Below are 24,173 nucleotides of genomic sequence, written 5' to 3'. Positions count from 1 at the left end.
GTAGACCGAGGTAATGGCGGCCGAGGCTGTGGTAAATCGCTATTAAAAACAGCGCTCGGCGAGCCTGCGGCGTGGGCAGGTCGCGGATTATAGCGAAGACTGCGCCTGTGCACACCCGCTGTCTGGCCCGGGAGTCTTTCGTGCAGCGTTGGTGTGTGCCAAACTCAGCGCCTTTCGGGCTTGTCTATCAGGATTTATGCTCCCCTTGTCACCCAGTTTGCTACCCAGCCTCGCCGCCGCCATTGTGTATGCCGCTGCGACTCTCTATCAGGGCACTCGTCTGGCCCAAGGCACCAAAGCGGATAAACGTCTGTTGGTGGGCCTTGGCGTCGTCGCCCTGCTGGCCCACGCCGCCAGCCTGTTTACCCACTTGATGACGCCGGTCGGCCTGGGCCTGGATTTTTTCAGCGCCGCCAGCCTGATCGCCGCCGCCGTGATCGCGCTGACCCTGCTGGCCTGCTATCGCATCCCCGTCGAAAACCTGCTGGTGCTGCTGTTCCCGCTGGGCATGCTGACGGTGTTGCTGGCGCAATTTGCGCCGACCGGCACCGTGCAGGTGATTGATGAAGAGCCGGGCATCCTCGCGCATATACTACTGTCGATCCTCGCCTACGGCATGTTTACCATCGCAGTATTCCAGGCATTGCTGCTGTTGCTGCAAGACCATCAACTTAAAAACAAGCACCCGTCCGGGCTGATCAAGAACTTCCCGCCGCTGCAAACCATGGAAAGCCTGCTGTTCGGGTTCCTCTGGGCCGGCTGGACGCTGCTGTCGCTGTCGCTGATTTCCGGCTGGTTGTTCGTCGAAAACCTGTTTGCCCAGCACCTTGTGCACAAAACCCTGCTGGCGTGCCTGGCCTGGGTAGTGTTCAGCGTGTTGCTGTGGGGCCGTAACCGCCTCGGCTGGCGCGGGCACAAGGCGATACGTTGGACCCTGGCCGGTTTCTGCCTGCTGATGCTGGCCTATTTCGGCAGCAAGCTGGTTCGCGAATACATCCTGCATATCTGACGGGCAGCAATCATGGACAACTTGCCCCTTGGGCCGATGCTCGCGGTAATCGCTTTGCTGGTTTTGTGGGCGGCGCTGTTTACCGCCATCGAAGCCGCGCAACAACACCTGCTGGCCCTGCGCCCCGGTACACGCCAGGGTGACAAAGCCGCCGCCCGCCTGAACTTCCCACGTCATAGCCTGATTCTGTGCAACAGCTTGTGTCGCGCTGCAGTGGTGATTTTGTGCACCCTGCTGGCGATTTACGCCTGGGCGCAAAATGGCCCATGGCTAGGCTGGCTGATCTCCTGCGCCGTGCTGCTGGTGCTGGCCGATTACCTGCCGCGCGCTTTGGCGACTCACCACCCACAAGCGGTGCTGGGTTTTGGCAACACGCTGTTGGGCGTGCCGTTGAAAATGCTCTACCCGCTGGCCTGGTTGCTCAATGGCATCAGCCTGTTGTTGCTGCGCCCCTTTGCGCGCAAATCCGGCACGGTGAAAAACAGCGACGAGCCGTTGCCCGAGCATGACGATGAACCGCAGCCCGACGCAGACGACGACCGCACGCCTGGCATGCCCGGCATTCATGCGCTGGACAACATCACGGTTAACGACATCCTGGTGCCGCGCAGCGAAGTAGACGGCATCAACCTGGACGACCCGATCGAGGACATCATCGAACAACTGCGCACCTCCCAGCGCACTCGCCTGCCAGTGTTCCACAGCGACATTAACCAGGTGCAGGCCGTGCTGAATACGCGGCAGATTCAACACCTGCTGCCCGAGGCCACGCTGAGCAAAGAAGCCTTGCTGGCCGCCTGCCACGAACCCTACTTCGTCCCGGAAAGCACGCCGTTGCAGTTGCAATTGCTGAATTTTCACAAACAGCAACGCCGCCTGGGCATGGTGGTGGACGAGTACGGCGAAGTGCTGGGCATTGTTACGCTCGAAGACATCCTTGAAGAAATCGTCGGCGAATTCGAAAGTGAACAGAGTGCAGACAACCCGCATATTGAAGCGCAGCCCGACGGCCGCTACATCATCGACGGCGCCGCGTCGATCCGCGAGCTGAATAAAAGCCTCGGTTGGCACCTGCCGAGTGACGGCCCCAAAACCCTTAACGGCCTGGTGACCGAAGCGCTGGAGACTATTCCGGACTGCGCGGTATGCCTGAAAATTGGCCGCTACCGCCTGGAAATCCTCGAAACCGAGGACAACCGCGTCAGCAAAGTGCTGATCTGGCACACCAGCCGAGTGCCGGTGGCTGCCTGACCTGACTGACACGACTCAGTCCAATGTGGGAGGGGGCTTGCTCCCTCCCACACTGCCCTTGTTGTATGCGCACACCCCTTCCTATAATCGGGGCGGCTTACCGGCCCTGCCCCACCGCGTGTTTGCTCCCATCCCGAGCCGCACGGCGCACAACCCTGACCCATGGGTGTTCGACCAATAATAATCCGCGTCCAAACGCGCAATGACCTTCAGGGATACCTCAATGAGCAGCACCTATAACGAGGCCGCGCCCGCCGCCCCGCTCAACTCGACCGCACGGGTTGCTACCGCGAGCATCGTCGGCACCGCCATCGAGTTTTACGACTTCTATATCTACGCCACCGCGGCAGCGCTGGTGATTGGCCCCGTGTTCTTTCCGCAGACCTCCGGCACCGCGCAAATGCTCGCGTCGTTCCTGACCTTCGGCATCGCCTTTATCGCCCGCCCGCTGGGTTCGGCGCTGTTCGGCCACTTCGGCGATCGTATCGGGCGCAATCCACATTGGTCGCATCCTTGCTGCTGATGGGCGTGTGCACCACGCTGATCGGCTTGCTGCCGGGTTATGACAGCATCGGCGCCTGGGCGCCAATCCTCTTGTGTGTGCTGCGCTTCGGCCAGGGGTTGGGCCTTGGCGGCGAATGGGGTGGCGCTGCGCTGCTGGCGACCGAGAACGCGCCCAAAGGCAAACGCGCCTGGTTCGGCATGTTCCCGCAACTCGGCCCGTCGATTGGTTTTTTGGCCGCCAACGGCTTATTCCTGATATTGGCCATGAGCCTGAACGACGAGCAATTTCGCAGTTGGGGCTGGCGTATCCCGTTCATCCTCAGCGCCGCGCTGGTGATGGTGGGCCTGTATGCACGGCTGAAGCTGCATGAAACCCCGGTGTTCACCCATGCCGTGGCCAACGAAGCGCCGGTGAAAGTGCCGCTGGTGGAACTCTTCAGCCAACACGGGTTGCCGGTGTTACTCGGCGCCGCGTCGATGGTGGTGTGCTATGCGCTGTTCTACATCACCACGGCGTTCTCCCTGAGCTACGGCGTTTCGACGCTGGGTTACAGCCGCGAAGCCTTCCTTGGGCTGTTGTGTTTCGCCGTGTTGTTCATGGGCCTGGCGACACCGCTGGCGGCACTGGCCAGTGATCGCTACGGGCGCAAGCCGGTGCTGATCGTCGGCGCGGTGCTGGCGATTTTGTCGGGGTTCACCATGGAGCCGCTGCTGACCCATGGCTCGACGTGGGCCGTGGCGTTATTCCTGGCATTGGAGCTGTTCCTGATGGGCATAACCTTCGCGCCGATGGGCGCGATGTTGCCGGAACTGTTCCCGACCCGTGTGCGTTATACCGGCGCGTCGGCGGCGTATAACCTGGGTGGGATTGTAGGGGCATCGGCCGCACCGTTCTTCGCGACCAAGCTGGTGGCGATGGGTGGGCTGAGTTATGTGGGCGGGTATGTGTCGGCGGCGGCATTGCTCAGCTTGATTGCCGTGCTGTGCCTGAAAGAGACGCGTGATAATGATTTGAACAAGGTGGCCTGATAGACCGCTATCGGGAGCAGGCCCCCTCCCACATTTGAAAGCATTCACAGTTCAAAATGTGGGAGCGGGCTTGCTCGCGATGCAAGCGACGCGGTTCTAGAGCTCTACCACAACAGCCTTCGAAGCACGCGTAGCCTTGGCCCGCGCCGCTTCAATCGACTCATCCCGTGCCAACGCCACACCCATGCGGCGCTGGCCGTTCACCTGCGGCTTGCCAAACAGACGCAACGCCGTGTCCGGCTCGCTCAACGCCGCGCCGAGGTTGGCGAATGCAGTCTGAGTCGACTGCCCTTCCACCAAAATCACCGCCGACGCCGAAGGCCCGAACTGACGAATCAGTGGAATCGGCAGGCCCAGAATGGCGCGAGCGTGCAAGGCAAACTGCGACAGGTCCTGAGAAATCAAGGTCACCAAACCGGTGTCATGTGGGCGCGGCGAGACTTCGCTGAACCACACTTGATCGCCCTTGATAAACAGCTCCACGCCAAACAGGCCACGGCCACCGAGTGCCTCAGTCACGGCTTTGGCAACCCGCTCGGATTCCGCCAAGGCAATCGGGCTCATGGCTTGCGGCTGCCAGGATTCCTGATAGTCGCCCTTCTCCTGACGGTGGCCGACAGGTGCGCAGAAGGTGGTGCCGCCGATGTGACGCACGGTCAGCAGGGTGATTTCGTAATCGAAGTCGATGAAGCCTTCGATGATCACGCGGCCTTTACCGGCACGGCCGCCCTCCTGAGCGTACTCCCAGGCTTTTTGCACGTCGTCAGTGCTGCGCAACAGGCTCTGGCCCTTGCCCGACGAACTCATCACCGGCTTGACCACGCACGGGAAGCCGAGGTCTTGCACAGCCTTGCTGTAGTCTTCGAAGGTGTCGGCGAAGTGGTACGGCGAAGTCGGCAGGTCCAGTTCTTCAGCGGCCAGGCGACGAATGCCTTCACGGTTCATGGTCAGCGAGGTGGCGCGCGCGGTCGGGATCACGGTGAAGCCTTCGGCTTCCAGTTCAACCAGCGTGGCGGTGGCGATGGCTTCGATTTCCGGCACGATGAAGTGCGGCTTTTCCGCTTCGATCACCGCACGCAAGGCGGCGCCGTCGAGCATGTTGATCACATGGCTGCGGTGCGCAACCTGCATGGCCGGCGCGTTGGCGTAGCGATCCACGGCAATCACTTCAACGCCCAGGCGTTGCAGCTCGATTACCACTTCCTTGCCCAGCTCACCGCAGCCACACAGCAAAACGCGGGTCGCGGTTGGCGACAGTGGAGTTCCGATTCGGGTCATCTCAGGTCCTCAGGGGAGCGGATCATGGGGAGAAAGGCCGGCATTTTACATGAACTGTAAAAATTGGCCTTAGTTGGCGACGGCGCGCTGGCGGATACGCCAGGCCATGATCAGCCACACCACCGTCACGCCGGCGAATTTGGACACCAATGCAGTGCCTGCCACCGCTGGCGTCAGCGCGCCGATCAGGCCGAAAAAGATAAAGGTATCGATAGGAATGCTCAGCGCCGAACTTATCCACAGGCGGTCATGCAGCGGGCGTTTGGTGATGCTGAACACCAGCCAATCGATGCACTCCGACACGCCGAACGCGGTGGCGCTGGCCAGCGCGATGGACGGGTCGGAGGTGATGTACGACAGCGCCAGCGCGGCCAACATGGCGATGATCGCGCCATGGCCGAAGCGCGTTTGCACCATGTCGCGCAAGATAAATACCAGGCCGCCCCACGCGGACCAGATCACATCCAGGTGCGGGGCGGTGGAAAAAGCGAAGTTGATCAGCACGACACTGCTGATGTAAGCGATCAGGAAGAGCATGGCGGACGGGACCTGTGAACAAGCCGGCTAGGGTACTTCACATTTCTGAATATGTCGTCTTCAGGGGCCTCATCGCGAGCAAGCCCCCTCCCACAGGAGCGGGCTTGCTCGCGATAGCGGTCTGTCAGGCGCCGGATTTACCCGGCATCATCCACACCAACCCGCTCGCCAACGCCCGCTCATGGCACAACCCCAGCACCACCCGGCGCTCGGCATTGTCCATGCGGCTCCAACGCGTGATCTCCTCCACACTACGCTGGCAGCCCGTACAAATATCGTCATCATCCAGCGCGCAAATGCTCACGCACGGCGAGGCGACGGGGCGTTCGGTCGGGTTCATTGTTCCTGCTCAACCAGGTCACGCGCATAGCGCTGCGCGTTGTGTACATAGTGCGCGGCGCTGGCTTCGAGCATGCGTTTTTGCGCTTCGGTCAGCTCACGCACAACTTTGCCCGGCGAGCCCATCACCAAAGAACCGTCGGGAATTTCTTTGCCCTCGCCGATCAGCGAATTGGCGCCGATGATGCAGTGCTTGCCGATCCTGGCGCCATTGAGGATTACCGCGTTGATGCCGATCAGGCTGTAGTCGCCGACGGTGCAGCCATGCAGCATGGCGTTATGGCCAATCGTCACGCCGGTGCCCAGCGTCAGCGGGTAGCCCATGTCGGTGTGCATCACGCTGCCATCCTGCACGTTGCTGTTCTTGCCGATCAGGATCAGTTCGTTATCGCCACGCAATACCGCGTTGAACCACACGTTGGCGCCCTCCTCAAGCTTGACCTTGCCCACCAGCGTGGCATTCGGGGCCACCCAGCTGTGTGGATGAGTCTCTACGCGGGCGTCGCCCAAGCGGTATTTCATGGTGTTTCCTCACGGCGCGCCATTCAAACGATGGCTTAGGTAGTGATGAAGCTCTTGGGCGGTTGGTGCAGGCTGATGTGGGCATCGTCATACAGCAGGTTGATCAGCTCGACAATCATGATCGCCGTCAGGCCCCAAATTTTATATTCGCCGAAGCGATAGCTGGGCACGTACCAACTGCGGCCCTGGTAATCGATGCGGTGGGTGTGTTCACGCGGGTCCTGGCGAAAAAACTCCAGCGGCACGCTGAACACCGCGGCGATTTCGGCGTCGTTGGCCAGGTATTCGACGTAGTCCGGGATGACGCCGACAAAAGGCGTGACACGAATGCCATGCAATGAAATCAGCGGGCTTAACGGGCCGATCACTTCCACCAGCCCCGGCGGCAGGCCGATTTCTTCCTGCGCCTCACGCAGCGCGGTAAAGATCAGGTCGGGGTCTTCAGGGTCGCGGCGCCCGCCAGGGAACGCCACTTCGCCGCCGTGGGTCGACAGGCCGCTGGCGCGCAGGGTCAGGATCAGCTCAGGTTCATCACTGCGGGTAATCGGCACCAACACGGCAGCCTCGGGGAAGCGCCCGTCGGTTTCGAGAGTGTGCGGGGTATGGTTGCTTACCCGGCGAAGGAGCTCGTCCAGCATGAGTCATCTCGGTCTGTTGGCTACCTTGCATCATGCACCAAAGCGTGCGGGCGCCCAACCCCAAAACCCGCTGCCTGTCGTTAAACCACAACTTGCAGTAAAGCCTGGCACCAAGCCAAGATGTGCCCACTCTTCAGGAACCCCAGCATGAACTTCTGCAGCCAGTGCGGTAAACCGGTGACCCAACGCATTCCCGAAGGCGACTCGCGCCTGCGCTTTGTGTGCGACCACTGCTCGACCATTCACTATCAGAACCCCAATATCGTTGCCGGTACGCTGCCGGTGTGGGGCGATAAAGTGCTGCTGTGCCGCCGCGCCATCGAGCCGCGCCTGGGTTTCTGGACCCTGCCCGCAGGCTTCATGGAAAACGGCGAGACCGTGGAACAAGCCGCCGAACGCGAAACCCTGGAAGAAGCCTGCGCTCGCGTGCGCAACCTGAGCCTGTACACCTTGATCAACGTGCCGCACATCAGCCAGGTGCATATTTTCTACCGCGCCGAGCTGGTCGACCTGGACTTTGCCGCAGGCCCCGAAAGCCTTGAAGTGCAACTGTTCGATGAAGCTTCCATCCCTTGGTCCGAGCTGGCTTTCCGCACGGTCGGGCGTACCTTAGAATGCTTCTTCGCTGACCGTCGGCAACAAGCGTTCCCGGTGCGCAGCGAGTCGGTGCCGCCGATGACGCGGTCGGCCAAATAACAACTCCAGGCCGCACCTTTTAAAAGGGAAAACGTTTTAATGCGTTGGTTGCTCGCTCTTATCTGCCTGTCGTTCGCTACCCTGTCGTCGGCCTCCTCGGTGGAAATCATCGGCGGCAAACCTGTCGAGAAAATTCTGGTGCTCAAGTCTGCCCACCAGTTACAACTGATCAACGACGGCAAACCGCTCAAGACTTATCGCATTTCCCTGGGCAAAAACCCCAAGGGCGCCAAGCTGTTTGAAGGCGACCGCCGCACGCCGGAGGGCTTTTACTGGATCGACTGGCGTAAAAACAGCGACCGCTACAACCTCGCCATGCACATCTCTTACCCGAACATCAGTGACGCCGCCCGCGCGCGCCGCGAGGGTGTTAAACCGGGCAGCATGATCATGATTCACGGCACCCCCGACACCGAGGAATACCCGGAACAGTGGTTCCATACGCTGGACTGGACCGACGGCTGCATCGGCATGCGCAACGTGGACATGCGCGAAGTGTGGAACCTGGTCAAGGACGGCACGATGATCGAGATTCGGCCTTGATCGCTGACCGCCGGTAATAAATTTCAAAAATATTTCCCGCCCTCACGACTGCCTGCCGGTGAATACCAGTTCACTGCGCGGGCGGCACACTTCTGCGCGCGCCAAAGACCTCTCTAATACCACTGGCCACCACGCACCCATAAAGTGCCTATAAACCATTGCCTGCACCGTTTTTGCAGCATTGACATGGTATTTAAGTGGTATTAGTTTCCAGCCATTACCGAGCGACAACACTCTAATAACGGCGTCGGAAACCTTAATGATGAACCCCATATTGGCGCTGCGCCCCGACGACAAACAATCGACGCCGCTGTACCTGCAATTGGCGCGCAACCTCGAAGCTGCGATCCATGCCGGCCAGTGGAAATCCGAGCAGGCGTTGCCGTCCGAACGCGTCCTCAGCGAGCAGTTGAGCCTCTCGCGGGTCACCGCCCGCAAAGCGCTGGAAGTGTTGTTTGCGCAAGGCCTGATCCGCCGCAGCCAAGGCTCCGGCACGTTCATCACGCCACGCCTGGAACAACCGCTGTCACGCCTCTCGGGGTTTAGCGAAATGCTCCGGCTCAAGGGGTTTGTGCCCAGCTCACAGTGGCTGGAGCGCGACATCACCCAGCCGACCCATGAAGAGCTGATCCGCCTCGCGCTGTCGCCCACCGACAAAGTCGCGCGGCTTAAACGCCTGCGTAAAGCCGACGACACGGTGATGGCGATTGAAATGACCGCGATGCCCGCCTCGGTGCTGCCGCATCCACAGGCCATCGGCAATTCGCTTTACGAATACCTCGACGGCATCGGCAAGCCCATCGTGCGTGCCCTGCAACATATCCAGGCGATCAATGCCTCGGATGAGTTCGCCACGCTGGTGGGCATTGCCCCCGGCACCGCCATGCTGCTGATGACTCGGGTCGGCTACACCGCCGACAACACGCCGATTGAAATCACCGACACCTACTGCCGCAACGACTACTACGACTTTGTCGCAGAGCTTCGACGTTAGAACGCCGCGTCAACAGGCCGTTGCCGCCCATTGCCAGACTTAGAGAACTGCCCCATGTCCGAAGACAATATCCTCACGCCTCAAGGCTGGATTCGTGGCCGCCTGGTCCACGCACACGGCAAAGTGGTCGCCACCGAAGGCACGCCGTGCGACCCGGCTGACAATGACCTGCCGTACCTGCTGCCAGGCTTTATTGACCTGCACGTACACGGCGGTGGCGGCAAAGACATCATGGAGGGCGCTGGCGCCTTCGAAACCATCACCCGCACCCACGTGCGTTTTGGCACGACCTCGCTGTTGGCCACGACCATGACCGCGCCGGTCGACGAAATTTCCCGCGTGCTCGGCCAACTCGGCAGCTTCTGTGAGCATCGCCCGAGCGGCAGCGCGCGTGTACTCGGTGTGCACCTTGAAGGGCCCTACATCAACCCTGGAAAACTCGGCGCACAACCCAACTTTGCGCACACCGCGTTGCTGGCCGAAGTCGAAGACTACCTGCGCCTGGCACCGATCCGGGTGATCACCATCGCCCCGGAAATCGCCGGCCACGACGCGCTGATCCGCGCGTGCAGCCAGCGCGGCGTGCGCATGCAAATCGGCCATACCTTGGGCAGCTATGAAGAAGGCGTCGCCGCCCTCGCCGCCGGCGCCACCAGTTTTACGCATTTGTACAACGCCATGAGCCCGCTGCACCACCGCGAACCCGGCATCGTCGGCGCCGCCCTGGCCCACGCCACGTACGCAGAACTGATCCCGGATTTACTCCACGTGCACCCCGGCGCCATGCGCGTGGCGCTGCGCTCGATCCCTTGCCTGTACTGCGTAACCGACTCCACCGCCGCCGCCGGCATGCCCGATGGCGAATACAAGCTGGGCAGCCACACGGTGACCAAATGCCTGGGCGGTGTGCGCCTGGCCGACGGTACTTTGGCCGGCAGCACCCTGACCATGGACCAGGCGCTGCGCAACCTGGTGAAAATCGGCCTGCCGATCAGCGAAGCCTCACAACGCCTGTCGCAATTCCCTGCGGACTACCTGGGCCTGCCAGAACGCGGGCGCCTGCAACCCGGCAGCTTTGCCGACTGCGTGCGCATGGACCGCTCCCTGCACCTCACCGACGTAATGGTCGAAGGAGAAACCATTGACTTCAAAAATGCTTGAAGAGGCACTGGCCTCCGGTGACGCCGTGGCCGCGCAACTGCAACGCCTCGACCCGCTGCTGGAAGCCGTGGCCGCTCGCCTGCGCCATCAACCGCCACAGGTGGCGATGACCATCGCGCGCGGCAGCTCCGACCATGCCGCCAGCTACTTCGCCTACTTGGCCATGCAACACGTGGGCATTCCGGTGGCGTCGTTGCCGATGTCGGTAGTGACCTTGTTGCAAGCGCCGCTGAAGGTCAGCGGCCAGGTGGCGTTCGGGTTCTCCCAGTCGGGGCAAAGCCCGGACCTGGTCGACAGCTTGCGCCTGCTGCGCAAACGCGGGGCCTTGAGCATTTCGCTGGTCAACGCCGAAGACTCGCCACTGCAAGCCGCCTGCGAATACCACGTGCCGCTGTGCGCCGGGCCGGAACTCAGCGTGGCCGCGACCAAAAGTTTTATCGCCACCCTCAGCGCCAGCGCGCAGTTGATCGGCCACTGGAACCAGGAGGCTGATGTGTTGCAGGCCTGCCGCGCGCTGCCCGATGAGTTGCGCGCAGCCGCCAAGCAAGACTGGAGCAATGCCATCGAGGCCCTGCGCGGCTGTCAGCAATTGATGGTGATCGGCCGTGGCGCAGGCTTTGCCATCGCCCAGGAAGCAGCGCTCAAGCTCAAGGAAACCTCGGCGATCCAGGCCGAAGCCTTCAGCAGCGCCGAAGTGCGCCACGGGCCGATGGCGTTGATCGACGAAAACTACCCGTTGCTGGTGTTCGCCCCACGCGGCGCCGAGCAAGCTGGCCTGTTGAGCCTGGCCGCCGATATGCGCCTGCGCGGCGCCCGCGTGTTGCTGGCCGCGCCAGACGACATTGCCGAGCGCGACCTGACCCTGAGCCGCGCCGAACACCCAAGCCTGGACCCGATCCTGGCGATCCAGAGTTTTTACGTGATGGCCGCAGGCCTGGCAGTCGCTCGGGGCATGGACCCGGACCAGCCGCGTCACCTGAGCAAAGTTACCCGCACTCACTGAGTGGTTTGCAGCGTTTTCCTGATGAGTACCGTGCCCATGTCCAACAACAATAATCAACTGACCCTCAACGCCCCCTTAAGCGGGCCGGTGCTGAGCCTGCGCAATGTTCCCGATGAAGTGTTCGCCAGCGGCACGCTGGGCGACGGCATCGGCATCGACCCGCTGAATGGCTGCCTGCACGCGCCGTGTGACGGGGTAATCATGCAGGTTGCGCGCAGCGGGCATGCGCTGAGCATTCGCGCCGAAAACGGTGCCGAAGTGTTGCTGCATGTGGGCATCGACACGGTGGAGTTGAAGGGCGAAGGGTTTACCGTGCTGGTGCAGGAAGGTGCGCGGGTGAGCGCTGGGCAGGCGCTGGTGCAGTTTGATCTGGACCGCGTTGCGCGCCAGTGCAAAAGCCTGGTCAGCCTGATCATTCTGACCAATGGCGATGACTTTGAACTGCGGCCGATTGCCGGCAAAACCGTGAAAGTTGGCGAGCCGTTGTTGCAGATTGTGGCGCGCTCAACCAGCACAATGCGGACGGCTGTGGATAACTCGGTCGCGGAAGTCAGCGCCAGCGTGCGCATTACTCACCGTGGCGGCCTGCATGCGCGCCCCGCCGCGTTAATCCGCAAGACCGCGCAAGGTTTCAGCAGCCAGGCGCAGCTGCAGTTCGCCGGTAAGTCGGCGGCGTGCGACAGTTTGATCGGCTTGATGGGGCTGGGCATTGGCGAAGGCGACGAGGTGCGCGTCAGCTGCCGCGGCCAGGATGCCGAGGCCGCGTTGCAGGCGTTGGTCGCCGCGCTGTCGGTCGCTATCAAAGAAGAACACCACGCACCGGTTGTGGTCGCTGTACGTCGGGTCAATACCGAAGCCGGGGTATTGCACGGTGTGTGTGCGGCGCCGGGGCTGGTCTGCGGGCCGCTGTTTCGCCTTACCGGCATCGAGTTGGCGCACGACACTGGCAACCACGTCGCCGCTGAACAATTGCAACGGCTGCACGCAGCGCTTGAGCAAGTGCGCGACGAAATCCGCACCACGCTGAACCATGCCCGGCAGCGCAAGCAGGTCGAGGAAGAGGAGATATTCGCGGCGCACCTGGCCCTGCTCGAAGACCCAGCGTTACTGCAAGCAGCCACCGCGGCCATCGAAGACGGCAGCGCCGCCACCCACGCCTGGCGCGATGCGATACAGGCGCAGTGCATGGTGTTGCTGGCATTGGGCAAGCCACTGTTTGCCGAACGTGCCAACGACCTGCGCGACCTGCAACAGCGTGTATTACGTGCGCTGCTGGGTGAAGCCTGGCACGTCGAACTGCCTGCTGGCGCAATCGTCAGCGCGCATGAACTGACCCCCTCGGACCTGATGCAACTGAGTGCGCAAAACGCAGCCGGCATCTGCATGGCCGAAGGCGGCGCGACCTCCCACGTCGCCATCCTCGCGCGCGGCAAAGGCTTGCCCTGCGTGGTCGCGCTGGGCGCCGAACTGCTGGATGTGCCACACGGCCAACGCGTGGTGCTGGATGCTGCCAACGGCCGCCTGGAACTTGCACCCAGCGCGGCGCGCCACGCCGAAGTGCACCAGCTTCGCGAGGCGCAAACGCTGCGTCGCCAACAGCAACAGGCCCACGCCCAACAGCCTGCGCAAACCTGCGATGGCGTGCGCATCGAAGTCGCCGCCAATGTCGCCTCCAGTGCCGAAGCCGAGGTGGCATTTGAAAACGGCGCGGAAGGTGTTGGCCTGTTGCGCACAGAATTTCTCTTCGTCGACCGCCGCACCGCGCCGGATGAACAGGAGCAGCGCCAGGCCTATCAGGCCGTGCTGGATGCCATGGGCGACACGTCGGTGATCATCCGCACCATCGACGTGGGCGGCGACAAACAACTCGACTACTTGCCGCTGCCGGTCGAAGCCAACCCGGTGCTGGGCCTGCGCGGCATTCGCCTGGCCCAAGTGCGCCCGGATGTGCTCGACCAACAACTGCGCGCGCTGCTGCACGTGCGCCCGCTTGAACGCTGCCGCATCCTGTTGCCGATGGTCAGCGAGGTCGACGAACTGCTGCAGATCCGCCGGCGTCTGGATGAGTTGTGCGCAGAGCTGGAACTGACCCAACGCCCGCAACTGGGCGTGATGATCGAAGTGCCCGCTGCCGCGCTGATGGCCGAGCAATTGGCTGAGCACGCAGACTTTTTGTCGATCGGCACCAATGACCTTTCCCAGTACACCCTGGCCATGGACCGCGACCACGCAGGCCTCGCCGCGCGGGTCGATGCCTTGCACCCGGCGCTGTTGCGACTGATCGCGCAAACCTGCCTGGGCGCAGCCAAACATGGCCGTTGGGTGGGTGTATGCGGCGCGCTCGCGTCCGACCCGCTGGCCACGCCGGTGCTTATCGGCCTTGGCGTGCGCGAGCTGTCGGTCAGCCCGCCGCAAATCGGCGAAATCAAAGACCGCGTCCGCCACCTGGACGCGGCGCAATGCCGGCAATTGAGCCAAGGCCTGCTCGACCTGAGCAGCGCCAAAGCCGTTCGCCAAGCCTGTCACCACCACTGGCCGCTGAGCTGACAACAACAAAAAAAGGGAGACACGCCATGTACCAACATTTTATCGAAGGCTTGCAACGCCTCGGCCGCGCGCTGATGCTGCCGATCGCAATCTTGCCCATCGCCGGCCTCTTGCTGCGCCTGGGCGACACCGACCTGTTGAACATCGCCGTGATGCACGACGCCGGGCAGGCGATCTTCGCCAACCTGGCGCTGATCTTCGCCATCGGCATTGCCGTGGGTTTTGCCCGCGACAATAACGGTACGGCGGGCCTGGCGGGTGCGATTGGCTACCTGGTGATGGTCTCCACGCTCAAGGTGATGGACACCAGCATCAACATGGGCATGCTCGCCGGTATCGCCAGCGGCTTGATGGCGGGCGGGCTGTACAACCGCTTCAAGGACATCAAGCTGCCGGATTACCTCGCCTTCTTTGGTGGGCGGCGGTTTGTGCCGATTGTCACCGGCTTCAGTGCGGTGGGCTTAGGGGTGATATTCGGCCTGATCTGGCCGCCGATTCAGCAAGGTATCAACAGCTTTGGCGTGTTGCTGATGGAAAGCGGCAGCTTCGGCGCGTTCGTGTTCGGCGTGTTCAACCGCCTGCTGATCGTCACCGGCCTGCACCATATCCTCAACAACATGGCGTGGTTTGTGTTCGGCAGCTTCACCGACCCGGTGACCGGCGCCGTCGTCACCGGCGACCTGACCCGCTACTTTGCCGGCGACCCGAAAGGCGGCCAGTTCATGACCGGCATGTTCCCGGTGATGCTGTTCGGCCTGCCCGCTGCGTGCCTGGCGATGTACCGCAACGCATTGCCGGAGCGGCGCAAAGTGATGGGCGGGATTTTCCTCTCGATGGCACTGACCTCGTTCTTGACCGGGGTGACCGAGCCGATTGAATTTGCGTTCATGTTCCTCGCGCCGTTTTTGTATTTGGTCCACGCGCTGCTCACCGGCCTGTCGATGGCGGTGACCAACCTGTTGAATATCCACTTGGGCTTTACCTTCTCCGGCGGGTTTATCGACATGGTGCTGGGCTGGGGCAAGTCCACCAATGGTTGGCTGGTGTTCCCGGTCGGGCTGGCTTACGCGGTGATCTACTACAGCGTGTTCAACTACTGCATTCGCCGCTTTAACTTGAAGACGCCGGGCCGTGAAGATATTCCGGTGGTGCAGGCCGAAGCGATGAGCGACAACCAACGCGCCAGCGCGTACATCCGTGCGCTGGGCGGCGCGGACAATCTGCTGAGTGTGGGCGCGTGTACCACGCGCTTGCGGTTGGACATGCGCGATCGCAACAAGGTGGTCGACTCCGAACTGAAAGCACTGGGCGCCATGGCCGTGGTTCGGCCAGGCAATGGCGGGAGCTTACAAGTAGTGGTCGGGCCGATGGCGGACAGCATCGCCGATGAGATTCGCTTGGCGATGCCCGCCTTTGTGGCGACGGTGCCTGTCGCGGTCGCAGCGGTGGATAAGCCGATTGCGGTGAATGAGCAGGAGGCCGAAGAATGGCTGAATGCCTTGGGCGGTCGAGCCAATGTGCGCCAGTTGCAAGCGGTGGCGATGACCCGGTTGCGCGTAGAGTTGGGGGATGAATCGGTGGTGTCGCACGATCAGCTCACCGCGCTTGGTTGCCAAGGCATCAGTCGACTGGACAGCGGTGTTTTGCACCTGCTGGTGGGTGACAATGCTTCGGGGTTGGGTGAGGCGTTGGCGCGGTTGGTGGGTGGCAGGGTTTAGAGGTGTAGTGGCTGTTATGGCCCAATCGCGAGCAAGTCGAATCGTCGCACCGCCGCTCCCACATTTGAATGTGTTCACAAATCAAAATGTGGGAGCGGCCTTGCTCGCGACGGGTTCTAACAGACGCCCAATAACTCAGGCGCCTGGTTGCAGATCGCTTTAGCCGCCAAACACCAGGTTCGCCGACTGTGCCCCCGCATTTTTCACCGTAAAGTCCTTCGCTTGTGCGGCGGTTTTCAAGGCGTAAGTGTAGTTGGAAGAAGCCGTCCACTGCGCTTTTGGCGACTTCTGATTAGTGATCGCAGGCACACTGCCAATGTCGGTAAATGTGCCGTTGCCTTTATCGTCCAACATGCCTTTATTCTCGCTGCCCTCACCGAAGTGGTTGCTCTCGGAAAGAATGTTGGCGTTTTGCGCCAGCGTAAAACCGAGGTGAAACTTGTTGATGTAGTTGTTATAGACGTGGAAGTAGCCATAACGCATCAACCCCGGTGCACGCACTTCCATGTTTTCAAAGCGGTTGTGGCAAATCGTCAGGCGTGGGAAACCATTAAAAGCGGTGTTGTTGTCATCGGTCGGGTGGCCAAGGATCAAACCGTACTTGTGGCTGCCAAAGAAGCAGTTGCTGATGGTCGTGTAGTCAGCCTTGTCGCCGATGTACAGCAGCTTGTCGAGGCTGCCATCGTTGGTGGACCAGCTATGGCCTACAAAGGAGCAATGGTCGATCCAGTACTTGCTGCCGTAGTTGAGGTACAGCTGGATGTCATCGTTATCTTTGATGCTGGCGGAATGCTGGAAGATGATGTTTTGAAAAATAATGTTCTGCGAAGCGGCGGTCGCCCGAAAGTGGATGTTATTGAGCGTGCGGTTCTGGAACGAACCGACCAGGGTTTTGTTCGAGCCCAGGGAAACTTTGGTCAGGCTGGAGGTTGAGATATTGCTGTTGATCACCAACACCCGCGGTGTGGCATCACCGATATTGGCTTTGAGTTGATCAAGGGTGGTGATACTGACAACCGGGCCGGACCAGCCGCCGGTCACTTTAGCGGCTTTGGCAAAGCCGGTGAGGCCAGTGAGTTTGCTTTCTGGATAAGACATGAGTTCCCTCTCTTAAATCATAAGACCCGGTTATTCGGGTCAAGAATGAAACATGGCCGTCCTGGCCATGTGCACATTTACTGTACATTCATACAGTAGTTTATAAAAACATCACCGTCAACCCGATTAACTTCACATGATCGTTCCCACGCTCTGCGTGGTAATGCCGCCTTGGACGCTCTGCGCCCAACCGAAGATTTGGACTGTCTTTGATCATGGTAAAACTCCTGGCAAAAATGGGAGCTACCGGCATCACTTGCAGTTGATGGGTGGCAGCTGTGCACGGGCCTGCAAGACCGAGTCGCCAGGACCCCGGTGACCCTAAGGCCTCCCGCGCACAGCCACCCTTTAGTGACGCCAGTTTCGAGGGACAACCTGAAAGGTCTGTAAGAAATATCTGAGGCCTCATCGGGAGCAAGCCCCCTCCCACATTGGCGTGATGTATGACAGACAACCCGGTCAACTGTGGGAGGGGGCTTGCTCCCGATGAGGCCCTGACAGCCAACAAAAAACCCGCTGACCACACTGGCCCAGCGGGTTTCCAGTTTCACAACCAGCGAATCAATCCGAACGCATCACTTGGCCGCAATGCACTCAATTTCCATCTTGGCACTCCAGGCCAACTGGGTGCCGCCGAACGCACTACGCGCCGGGTAAGGCTTTTTGAAATACTCTTTGTAGACGTCGTTGAAAGCTGGCCAGTCCTTAATATCTTCCAGGAAAACCGTGCACTTCACGACGTCGGTCATCGCATAGCCGTTGGCTTTGAGCGTGGTTTTGATGTTTTCCAACGCCTGGCGCGATTCCGGCACGATACCGCCTGGCACCACTTTGTCGGAACCGTGAGCGTCGCCGATTTCCCCGGCGGTGTAGAACACATTGCCTACACGTACGCCATCCGAGAATGGCAGGTCAAAACGCCCGGAATCGTAAAACTGGACGTTGCCCTTGGCCTCGGGCTTAACCGCCCAAGCGGCTCCGGCACCCATCAACATAGCCGCCAGAGCACTGCCTGCGATCCACTGGTTCTTCTTCATGTAGGAACACCTTCTCGACTGGGTCCAAGCCCGAGACATCCACGCGGCCACTGATGCGGATGCGTTGTCTCGAAGCACCCGAGCGGCACACTACCGTTGCTGGCGACAAAGCCTCTGTAGGGGGTTTCTGTTTTCCAGGCACAAAAAACCCGCTGTCCGTGATGGCCCAGCGGGTTTCTCGTTTCACAGCCGTCGGATCAAAAATCCGCCAGTTGCCACACCTCATACGCCGGTGTCTCGTAGGGATGGCTTAGCTTGAGCGCAGCCACGACAGCCACCATCAACTCATCCGCCACCACCAGCTCCACCTTCCATTCTTCAACCACTTCAACCTGGCCGACGTGCCCGATAAACGGCTGGCTGCCGTCCAACGCGCGAAACTGGCCTTGGCCCAGCACTTGCCAGGCGCAGCTGTCGTAGTCGCCGATGCGCCCGCCACCCGCTGCGAAGACGGCGGTTTTCACCGTCTCCACATGGCTTGTGGGCACAAAGAAGGCAAGCTTGTACACCGCCTTAGTTCACCCACACGCGAGCGTTGCGGAACATGCGCATCCAGGCGCCGTCTTCGTCCCACTCTTCCGGGCGCCACGAGTTTTGCACGGCGCGGAATACACGCTCCGGGTGCGGCATCATGATGGTCACACGACCGTCGCGGCTGGTGAGGCCGGTGATCCCGCGCGGCGAGCCGTTCGGGTTGGCCGGGTAGGTTTCGGTAACCTTGCCGTGGTTGTCGACGAAACGCATGGCCACGCAGCCGGACAGGTCGGCTTCGAGCAAGGCTTCTTCGTTTTCAAACTCGGCATGGCCTTCACCGTGGGCGATGGCGATTGGCATGCGCGAACCGGCCATGCCTTGCAGGAAGATCGAGTTGGACTCCTGCACTTGCACCATGGCGACACGGGCTTCGAACTGCTCGGAACGGTTACGCACAAAGTGCGGCCAGAACTCGCTGCCCGGGATCAGTTCGCTGAGGTTGGACATCATCTGGCAACCGTTGCACACACCCAGGGTGAAGCTGTCGTTGCGCTCGAAGAAGCCCTGGAACGCATCGCGGGCACGGCTGTTGAACAGGGCCGATTTGGCCCAGCCTTCACCGGCACCCAACACGTCGCCGTAGGAGAAACCACCGCAGGCAACAAGGCCTTTGAACTCGTTGAGGTCAACGCGACCGGCGAGGATGTCGCTCATGTGCACGTCAATCGCATTAAAACCCGCGCGGTCGAACGCGGCCGCCATTTCCACTTGGCCGTTGACGCCCTGCTCACGCAGTACGGCAACTTGTGGGCGAATGCCTTTTTTGATGTAAGGCGCGGCGATGTCCTGGTTAACGTCGAAGCTGAGCGTGGTGCTCAGGCCCGGGTTGTCTTCTTCCAGGATCGCGTCGAACTCCTGCTCGGCGCACTCAACGTTGTCGCGCAGACGCTGGATCTGGTAGCTGGTTTCAGCCCATTGGCGTTGCAGCAAACGGCGCTGGCCGGCGAACACGGTATCGCCATTGAAGGAGATATTGATTTCACCGTTGTTGATCGGCTGGCCGATCACCGCCACGCAGTCGTCCAGGCCAGCGGCGCTGAATTGCGCGAGCACGTCCGGGGTTGCGTCCTGGCGCACCTGAATCACTGCGCCCAACTCTTCGTTGAACAGGATGCCGTTAATTTCAAACGCATCCTCGGCAACGCTGTCGAGCACGATGTTCAGGCCGCAGTGGCCGGCGAAGGCCATCTCTACCACGCTGGTCAGCAAACCACCGTCGGAGCGGTCGTGGTAAGCCAGCAGGTGGCCGTCGGCATTCAGGCCCTGGATCACGGCGAAGAAGGCTTTGAGGTCTTCGGCGTCATCCACGTCCGGCGCGTGTTTGCCGAGCTTGCCGTGGGTTTGCGCGAGGATCGAGGCGCCCATGCGGTTCTGGCCACGGCCGAGGTCGATCAGGATCAGGTCGGTAGTGCCCTTGTCCATGCGCAGTTGCGGGGTCAGGGTCTGGCGGATGTCGGTAACCGGTGCAAAACCGGTGACGATCAGCGACAGCGGCGAAGTAACGCTCTTGTCGGTGCCCTCATCGCTCCAACGGGTGGCCATGGACATCGAGTCCTTGCCCACCGGAATGGTGATCCCCAGCTCCGGGCACAGCTCCATGCCGACTGCTTTCACAGTGTCATACAGGCGCGCGTCTTCACCGGGGTGGCCGGCGGCGGACATCCAGTTGGCCGACAGTTTAATGTCGGACAGCTTGCCGATGCGCGAGGCGGCAATGTTGGTGAGGGTTTCACCAATCGCCATGCGGCCCGACGCCGGGGCGTCCAGCAGGGCCAGCGGCGTACGCTCGCCCATGGCCATGGCTTCACCGGTGTAGACGTCGAAGCTGGTGGCGGTGACGGCAACGTCAGCCACCGGCACCTGCCACGGGCCAACCATTTGGTCACGCGCAACCAGGCCAGTGATGGTGCGGTCGCCGATGGTGATCAGGAAGCTTTTGCTCGCCACGGCGGGGTGGTGCAGCACGCGTTCGATGCTGTCGGCCAGTTCCAGCGAACTTGGGTCGAAGTCATCGCCCAACTCGGTTTCACGCACGGCCGAACGGTGCATGCGCGGGGCTTTGCCCAGCAGCACTTCGAGCGGCATGTCGACCGGGTTGTTGCCGAAGTGGCTGTCGGTAACCGTCAGTTGCGGCTCGGCAGTGGCTTCGCCGACCACGGCAAACGGGCAGCGCTCGCGTTCGCAGATGGCCTGGAAGCGCGCAAAGTCTTCAGGGCCAACGGCCAGCACGTAACGTTCCTGGGATTCGTTGCTCCAGATTTCGTGCGGGGCCATGCCCGGCTCGTCGTTTGGAATATTGCGCAGTTCGAAACGGCCACCGCGCTCGCCATCGTTGACCAGTTCCGGGAAGGCGTTGGACAAACCGCCGGCGCCGACGTCGTGGATGAAGCTGATCGGGTTCTTGTCACCCAACTGCCAGCAACGGTCGATGACTTCCTGGCAGCGGCGTTCCATTTCCGGGTTTTCGCGTTGTACGGAGGCGAAATCCAGGTCAGCCGAACTGGTGCCGGTGGCCATGGAGGACGCAGCGCCGCCGCCGAGGCCGATCAACATCGCCGGGCCGCCGAGGACGATCAGCTTGGAGCCGACCAGAATCTCGGCTTTCTGTACGTGTTCTTCACGGATGTTGCCCATGCCGCCGGCCAACATGATCGGCTTGTGGTAGCCGCGCACTTCATCGCCACGCGGTGTAGTGATGGACTGCTCGAAGGTACGGAAGTAGCCGGTCAGCGCCGGGCGCCCGAATTCGTTGTTGAACGCGGCGCCGCCCAGTGGGCCTTCGATCATGATGTCCAGCGCGGTAACGATGCGCTCGGGCTTGCCGTACGGCACTTCCCACGGCTGTTCGAAACCCGGAATTTGCAGGTTGGACACGGTAAAACCGGTGAGGCCCGCCTTTGGCTTGGCGCCACGCCCGGTTGCACCTTCGTCGCGAATCTCGCCGCCGGAACCGGTGGCAGCACCAGGGAACGGGGCAATCGCGGTCGGGTGGTTGTGGGTTTCAACCTTCATCAGGATGTGCACCGGCTCCTGCACCGCGCCGTACTGGCGGGTTTCAGGGTCCGGGAAGAAACGCCCGGCAACACTGCCGACGATCACCGAGGCGTTGTCTTTATAAGCCGACAGAACACCTTCGCTGTGCATCACGTAGGTGTTCTTGATCATGCCGAACAGGCTTTTTTCCTGGCTCTGACCGTCGATGTCCCAACTGGCGTTGAAGATCTTGTGACGGCAGTGCTCGGAGTTGGCCTGCGCGAACATCATCAGTTCGATGTCGTGCGGGTTGCGTTTCAAACCGTTGAAGGCGTCGACCAGGTAGTCGATTTCGTCTTCGGCCAGGGCCAGGCCCAGCTCGGTGTTGGCCTTCTCGAGGGCGGCGCGACCACCGCCGAGCACGTCAATCGCGGTCAGCGGCTTGGGCGCGGCGTGGCTGAACAGGCCGGCAGCCTGTTCCAACTGGCTGACGATGATCTGGGTCATGCGGTCGTGCAGGCTGCTGGCGATCAGCTCGGCCTCGGCATCGCTGAACTGCCCTGCTACATAGAAGGCAATACCGCGTTCCAGGCGCTGGATTTTTTCCAGGCCACAGTTGCGGGCGATGTCGCTGGCCTTGCTCGACCAGGGCGAAATGGTGCCGAACCGTGGCAGCACCAGGAACAAGCGGCCGTCAGGCTCTTGAACAGGAACGCTGGGACCGTACTTCAGAAGGCGTGCGAGCACTTGCTGTTCGTCGGCGGTCAACACGCCGGTAACGTCGGCGAAGTGAGCAAATTCAGCATACAGGCCTGTAACCGCTGGAACCTTTTGGCTCAGTTGTTCAAGGAGTTTGCTGTGGCGAAAGGCAGAAAGGGCAGGAGCGCCGCGCAGGATCAACATCTTCGGGACAGCCTCGGGAAGGGGTGTGCTTTGAGGCCGTGCATTCTAGCGTAAACCTGCGCCAACGGCACCCGAAACGGCAACGCTGGCCGCTGCCGAACGTCAGTTGGCAAGGTTTGCACGGTATCAGGGCAGTATCGCGGACATTGCGCGCAGTTATTTTAACCGTCACAAACCTTCGCCAGCCCACGTTTCTGCGGGCTTCAGCCCGGTTTTGCGGGTGCTAGCAGACAAGTCCCGTGCTGTCGAGATATGGCGCCGTGGGTCGTTTGCGTATACTGCGCAGATGTTCTCCCCTACTGCTTTGCGCCCGCGATGCGCTAAATGGCTCATCGCAACCGGACTCTTCCTGATGCTCAGCGCCTGTGTTGATAAACCCAGCACGCTCGAGCGAATCAAGGAGGATGGCGTATTGCGGGTGATTACCCGGAACAGCCCGGCGACTTATTTCCAGGACCGCAACGGTGAAACCGGTTTCGAATACGAACTGGTCAAGCGTTTTGCCGACGACCTGGGGGTGAAGCTGGAGATCGAGACCGCCGACAACCTCGATGACCTGTTCGGCCAGTTGGGCAAGCCCAAGGGCCCGGTGCTCGCCGCCGCCGGCCTGGTCAGCAGCGAGCAGCGCGAACAACAGGTGCGTTTCTCGCATCCTTACCTCGAAGTGACCCCGCAGATCATCTACCGCAATGGCCAGTCCCGCCCGACCAGTGCGGCGGACCTGGTGGGCAAGAAGATCATGGTGCTTAAAGGCAGCACCCACGCCGAGCAATTGGCCGCGCTGAAAAAGCAGAACCCGGCGATTGAATACGAAGAGTCCGACGCCGTTGAGGTGGTCGACTTGCTGCGCATGGTCGACGAGGGGCAAATCGACCTGACGCTGGTGGACTCCAATGAAGTCGCGATGAACCAGGTGTACTTCCCCAACGTGCGCGTGGCGTTCGACCTCGGCAATGCCAGCAACCAGAGCTGGGCCGTGGCGGCAGGTGATGACAACAGCTTGCTCAACGAGATCAACAGCTACCTCGACAAGGTCGAAAAAAACGGCACATTGCAACGCCTTAAAGACCGCTACTACGGGCACGTCGACGTACTTGGCTACGTCGGCGCCTACACCTTTGCGCAGCACTTGCAGCAGCGCCTGCCCAAGTACGAAAAGCACTTTCGCGCGTATGCCAAGGAAGAAAAGGTCGATTGGCGCTTGCTCGCAGCCATCGGCTATCAGGAATCGCTATGGCAACCGGCCGTCACCTCCAAGACCGGCGTGCGCGGCCTGATGATGCTGACCCAGAACACGGCCCAGGCAATGGGCGTGTCCAACCGCCTGGATGCCAGGCAAAGCATCATGGGCGGCGCCAAGTACCTGGCCAAGATCAAGGATGAACTGGACGACAAGATCGCCGAGCCGGACCGCACCTGGTTCGCCCTCGCCGCCTATAACGTCGGCACCGGCCACCTGGACGACGCGCGAATCCTGGCGAAAAAGGAAGGCCTGAACCCGAACAAGTGGCTGGACGTGAAAAAGATGCTCCCGCGCCTGTCGCAGAAGCAGTGGTACAGCAAGACCCGCTACGGCTATGCACGTGGCGGTGAGCCGGTGCATTTTGTGGCTAACATCCGGCGTTACTACGACATCCTCACGTGGGTGACGCAACCGCAGTTGGAAGGTAACCAAGTGGTTGACGGTAACTTGCACGTGCCGGGTGTGGACAAGACCAAGCCGCCGGAAGACAACCCGCAGTTGTGAATCCTGGCCGGCAGTTTGGTTGAGACTGATTTTTTTCAACATACAATGCAGTCAACTGTGGGAGCGGGCTTGCTCGCGATTGCGGTGTGTCAGTTGAAAAATACTTATCTGA

19 protein-coding genes and 1 pseudogene are annotated in these 24,173 nt (G+C 61.1%); 11 read left to right on the top strand and 9 right to left on the bottom strand.

Annotation, left to right across the window (positions count from 1 at the left end; genetic code table 11):
• Positions 1–196 precede the first annotated feature (196 nt).
• From F0169_RS13205 to F0169_RS13195, 3 genes and pseudogenes are all read left to right on the top strand, one after another.
• Positions 197–1,009, top strand: coding sequence for a cytochrome C assembly family protein (locus tag F0169_RS13205; RefSeq protein WP_058414810.1), 813 nt, complete (start codon positions 197–199; stop codon positions 1,007–1,009).
• A 12-nt stretch (positions 1,010–1,021) separates the two neighbouring features.
• The gene (locus tag F0169_RS13200) at positions 1,022–2,260 is read left to right on the top strand and encodes a transporter associated domain-containing protein (protein WP_152746778.1); all 1,239 of its coding nucleotides are present in this window, start codon (positions 1,022–1,024) and stop codon (positions 2,258–2,260) included.
• 223 nt (positions 2,261–2,483) lie between these two features.
• Positions 2,484–3,793 (top strand): annotated as a pseudogene (locus F0169_RS13195) (MFS transporter).
• Positions 3,794–3,889: 96 nt separating this feature from the next.
• Here F0169_RS13195 and purT read toward each other — a convergent pair.
• The 5 genes from purT to F0169_RS13170 form a co-directional block, all read right to left on the bottom strand.
• Positions 3,890–5,071 carry a formate-dependent phosphoribosylglycinamide formyltransferase gene (gene purT, locus F0169_RS13190; protein ID WP_152746777.1) on the bottom strand — a complete coding sequence of 394 codons (1,182 nt, stop codon included), beginning with the start codon at positions 5,069–5,071 and terminating at the stop codon, positions 3,890–3,892.
• Between the two features lie 69 nt (positions 5,072–5,140).
• Positions 5,141–5,608 carry a VUT family protein gene (locus F0169_RS13185; protein WP_058414814.1) on the bottom strand — a complete coding sequence of 156 codons (468 nt, stop codon included), beginning with the start codon at positions 5,606–5,608 and terminating at the stop codon, positions 5,141–5,143.
• 124 nt (positions 5,609–5,732) lie between these two features.
• The gene (locus tag F0169_RS13180) at positions 5,733–5,948 is read right to left on the bottom strand and encodes a DUF1289 domain-containing protein (protein ID WP_058414815.1); all 216 of its coding nucleotides are present in this window, start codon (positions 5,946–5,948) and stop codon (positions 5,733–5,735) included.
• On the bottom strand, positions 5,945–6,469 hold the full coding sequence (locus F0169_RS13175; RefSeq protein WP_152746776.1) for a gamma carbonic anhydrase family protein: 525 nt from the start codon (positions 6,467–6,469) through the stop codon (positions 5,945–5,947). The genes F0169_RS13180 and F0169_RS13175 overlap by 4 nt, the downstream gene beginning before the upstream one ends.
• 35 nt (positions 6,470–6,504) lie before the next feature.
• Positions 6,505–7,107: a CoA pyrophosphatase gene (locus F0169_RS13170; RefSeq protein ID WP_058414817.1), complete on the bottom strand. Its 603-nt coding sequence runs from the start codon at positions 7,105–7,107 to the stop codon at positions 6,505–6,507.
• A gap of 147 nt (positions 7,108–7,254) precedes the next feature.
• Between F0169_RS13170 and F0169_RS13165 the strand changes: the two genes are divergently transcribed.
• From F0169_RS13165 to nagE, 7 genes are all read left to right on the top strand, one after another.
• Positions 7,255–7,803, top strand: coding sequence for an NUDIX hydrolase (locus F0169_RS13165; RefSeq protein WP_058414818.1), 549 nt, complete (start codon positions 7,255–7,257; stop codon positions 7,801–7,803).
• Between the two features lie 39 nt (positions 7,804–7,842).
• Complete coding sequence (locus F0169_RS13160) at positions 7,843–8,346, top strand: L,D-transpeptidase family protein (protein ID WP_058414819.1); 504 nt, start codon at positions 7,843–7,845, stop codon at positions 8,344–8,346.
• A 262-nt stretch (positions 8,347–8,608) separates the two neighbouring features.
• A complete protein-coding gene (locus tag F0169_RS13155) occupies positions 8,609–9,340 on the top strand; it encodes a GntR family transcriptional regulator (RefSeq protein ID WP_058414929.1) in 732 nt (243 codons plus the stop codon).
• Positions 9,341–9,394: 54 nt separating this feature from the next.
• Positions 9,395–10,501 carry an N-acetylglucosamine-6-phosphate deacetylase gene (gene nagA, locus F0169_RS13150; RefSeq protein WP_152746775.1) on the top strand — a complete coding sequence of 369 codons (1,107 nt, stop codon included), beginning with the start codon at positions 9,395–9,397 and terminating at the stop codon, positions 10,499–10,501.
• Positions 10,482–11,504, top strand: a complete 1,023-nt coding sequence (locus F0169_RS13145) for an SIS domain-containing protein (RefSeq protein WP_122250663.1) — start codon at positions 10,482–10,484, stop codon at positions 11,502–11,504. Before nagA ends, F0169_RS13145 begins: the two co-directional genes overlap by 20 nt.
• Positions 11,505–11,540: 36 nt before the next feature.
• Positions 11,541–14,051, top strand: a complete 2,511-nt coding sequence (gene ptsP, locus F0169_RS13140) for a phosphoenolpyruvate--protein phosphotransferase (RefSeq protein ID WP_152746774.1) — start codon at positions 11,541–11,543, stop codon at positions 14,049–14,051.
• Positions 14,052–14,077: 26 nt separating this feature from the next.
• A complete protein-coding gene (gene nagE, locus F0169_RS13135; RefSeq protein WP_152746773.1) occupies positions 14,078–15,769 on the top strand; it encodes an N-acetylglucosamine-specific PTS transporter subunit IIBC in 1,692 nt (563 codons plus the stop codon).
• Positions 15,770–15,928: 159 nt separating this feature from the next.
• Here nagE and F0169_RS13130 read toward each other — a convergent pair whose 3' ends face one another.
• From F0169_RS13130 to purL, 4 genes are all read right to left on the bottom strand, one after another.
• A complete protein-coding gene (locus F0169_RS13130) occupies positions 15,929–16,867 on the bottom strand; it encodes a pectate lyase family protein (protein ID WP_122250666.1) in 939 nt (312 codons plus the stop codon).
• Between the two features lie 575 nt (positions 16,868–17,442).
• Positions 17,443–17,904, bottom strand: a complete 462-nt coding sequence (locus tag F0169_RS13125) for a Rid family hydrolase (protein ID WP_206670177.1) — start codon at positions 17,902–17,904, stop codon at positions 17,443–17,445.
• Positions 17,905–18,101: 197 nt separating this feature from the next.
• The gene (locus F0169_RS13120; RefSeq protein ID WP_058414825.1) at positions 18,102–18,413 is read right to left on the bottom strand and encodes a YqfO family protein; all 312 of its coding nucleotides are present in this window, start codon (positions 18,411–18,413) and stop codon (positions 18,102–18,104) included.
• Between the two features lie 4 nt (positions 18,414–18,417).
• Positions 18,418–22,314, bottom strand: a complete 3,897-nt coding sequence (purL, locus tag F0169_RS13115) for a phosphoribosylformylglycinamidine synthase (RefSeq protein ID WP_152746772.1) — start codon at positions 22,312–22,314, stop codon at positions 18,418–18,420.
• Positions 22,315–22,600: 286 nt separating this feature from the next.
• Here purL and mltF point away from each other — a divergent pair, with 286 nt between their 5' ends.
• Complete coding sequence (gene mltF / locus F0169_RS13110) at positions 22,601–24,061, top strand: membrane-bound lytic murein transglycosylase MltF (protein ID WP_058414827.1); 1,461 nt, start codon at positions 22,601–22,603, stop codon at positions 24,059–24,061.
• Positions 24,062–24,173 lie beyond the last annotated feature (112 nt).

The organism is Pseudomonas kitaguniensis (genome assembly GCF_009296165.1).
Taxonomy (GTDB): Bacteria; Pseudomonadota; Gammaproteobacteria; order Pseudomonadales; family Pseudomonadaceae; genus Aquipseudomonas; species Aquipseudomonas kitaguniensis.
The sequence above is the reverse complement of the archived record's forward strand: the minus strand, read 5'-3'. Positions and strand labels throughout refer to the sequence as shown.

Bases quoted from the DNA above. Each gene is read 5' to 3' on its own strand.
- F0169_RS13200 (WP_152746778.1), top strand. From the start codon at position 1,022: ATGGACAACTTGCCCCTTGGGCCGATGCTCGCGGTAATCGCTTTGCTG.
- purT (WP_152746777.1), bottom strand. From the start codon at position 5,071: ATGACCCGAATCGGAACTCCACTGTCGCCAACCGCGACCCGCGTTTTG.
- F0169_RS13185 (WP_058414814.1), bottom strand. From the start codon at position 5,608: ATGCTCTTCCTGATCGCTTACATCAGCAGTGTCGTGCTGATCAACTTC.
- F0169_RS13155 (WP_058414929.1), top strand. From the start codon at position 8,609: ATGAACCCCATATTGGCGCTGCGCCCCGACGACAAACAATCGACGCCG.
- ptsP (WP_152746774.1), top strand. From the start codon at position 11,541: ATGTCCAACAACAATAATCAACTGACCCTCAACGCCCCCTTAAGCGGG.
- F0169_RS13175 (WP_152746776.1), bottom strand. From the start codon at position 6,469: ATGAAATACCGCTTGGGCGACGCCCGCGTAGAGACTCATCCACACAGC.
- F0169_RS13180 (WP_058414815.1), bottom strand. From the start codon at position 5,948: ATGAACCCGACCGAACGCCCCGTCGCCTCGCCGTGCGTGAGCATTTGC.
- nagE (WP_152746773.1), top strand. From the start codon at position 14,078: ATGTACCAACATTTTATCGAAGGCTTGCAACGCCTCGGCCGCGCGCTG.
- F0169_RS13130 (WP_122250666.1), bottom strand. From the start codon at position 16,867: ATGTCTTATCCAGAAAGCAAACTCACTGGCCTCACCGGCTTTGCCAAA.
- F0169_RS13160 (WP_058414819.1), top strand. From the start codon at position 7,843: ATGCGTTGGTTGCTCGCTCTTATCTGCCTGTCGTTCGCTACCCTGTCG.
- F0169_RS13205 (WP_058414810.1), top strand. From the start codon at position 197: ATGCTCCCCTTGTCACCCAGTTTGCTACCCAGCCTCGCCGCCGCCATT.
- F0169_RS13170 (WP_058414817.1), bottom strand. From the start codon at position 7,107: ATGCTGGACGAGCTCCTTCGCCGGGTAAGCAACCATACCCCGCACACT.
- purL (WP_152746772.1), bottom strand. From the start codon at position 22,314: ATGTTGATCCTGCGCGGCGCTCCTGCCCTTTCTGCCTTTCGCCACAGC.
- nagA (WP_152746775.1), top strand. From the start codon at position 9,395: ATGTCCGAAGACAATATCCTCACGCCTCAAGGCTGGATTCGTGGCCGC.
- F0169_RS13125 (WP_206670177.1), bottom strand. From the start codon at position 17,904: ATGAAGAAGAACCAGTGGATCGCAGGCAGTGCTCTGGCGGCTATGTTG.
- F0169_RS13165 (WP_058414818.1), top strand. From the start codon at position 7,255: ATGAACTTCTGCAGCCAGTGCGGTAAACCGGTGACCCAACGCATTCCC.
- mltF (WP_058414827.1), top strand. From the start codon at position 22,601: ATGTTCTCCCCTACTGCTTTGCGCCCGCGATGCGCTAAATGGCTCATC.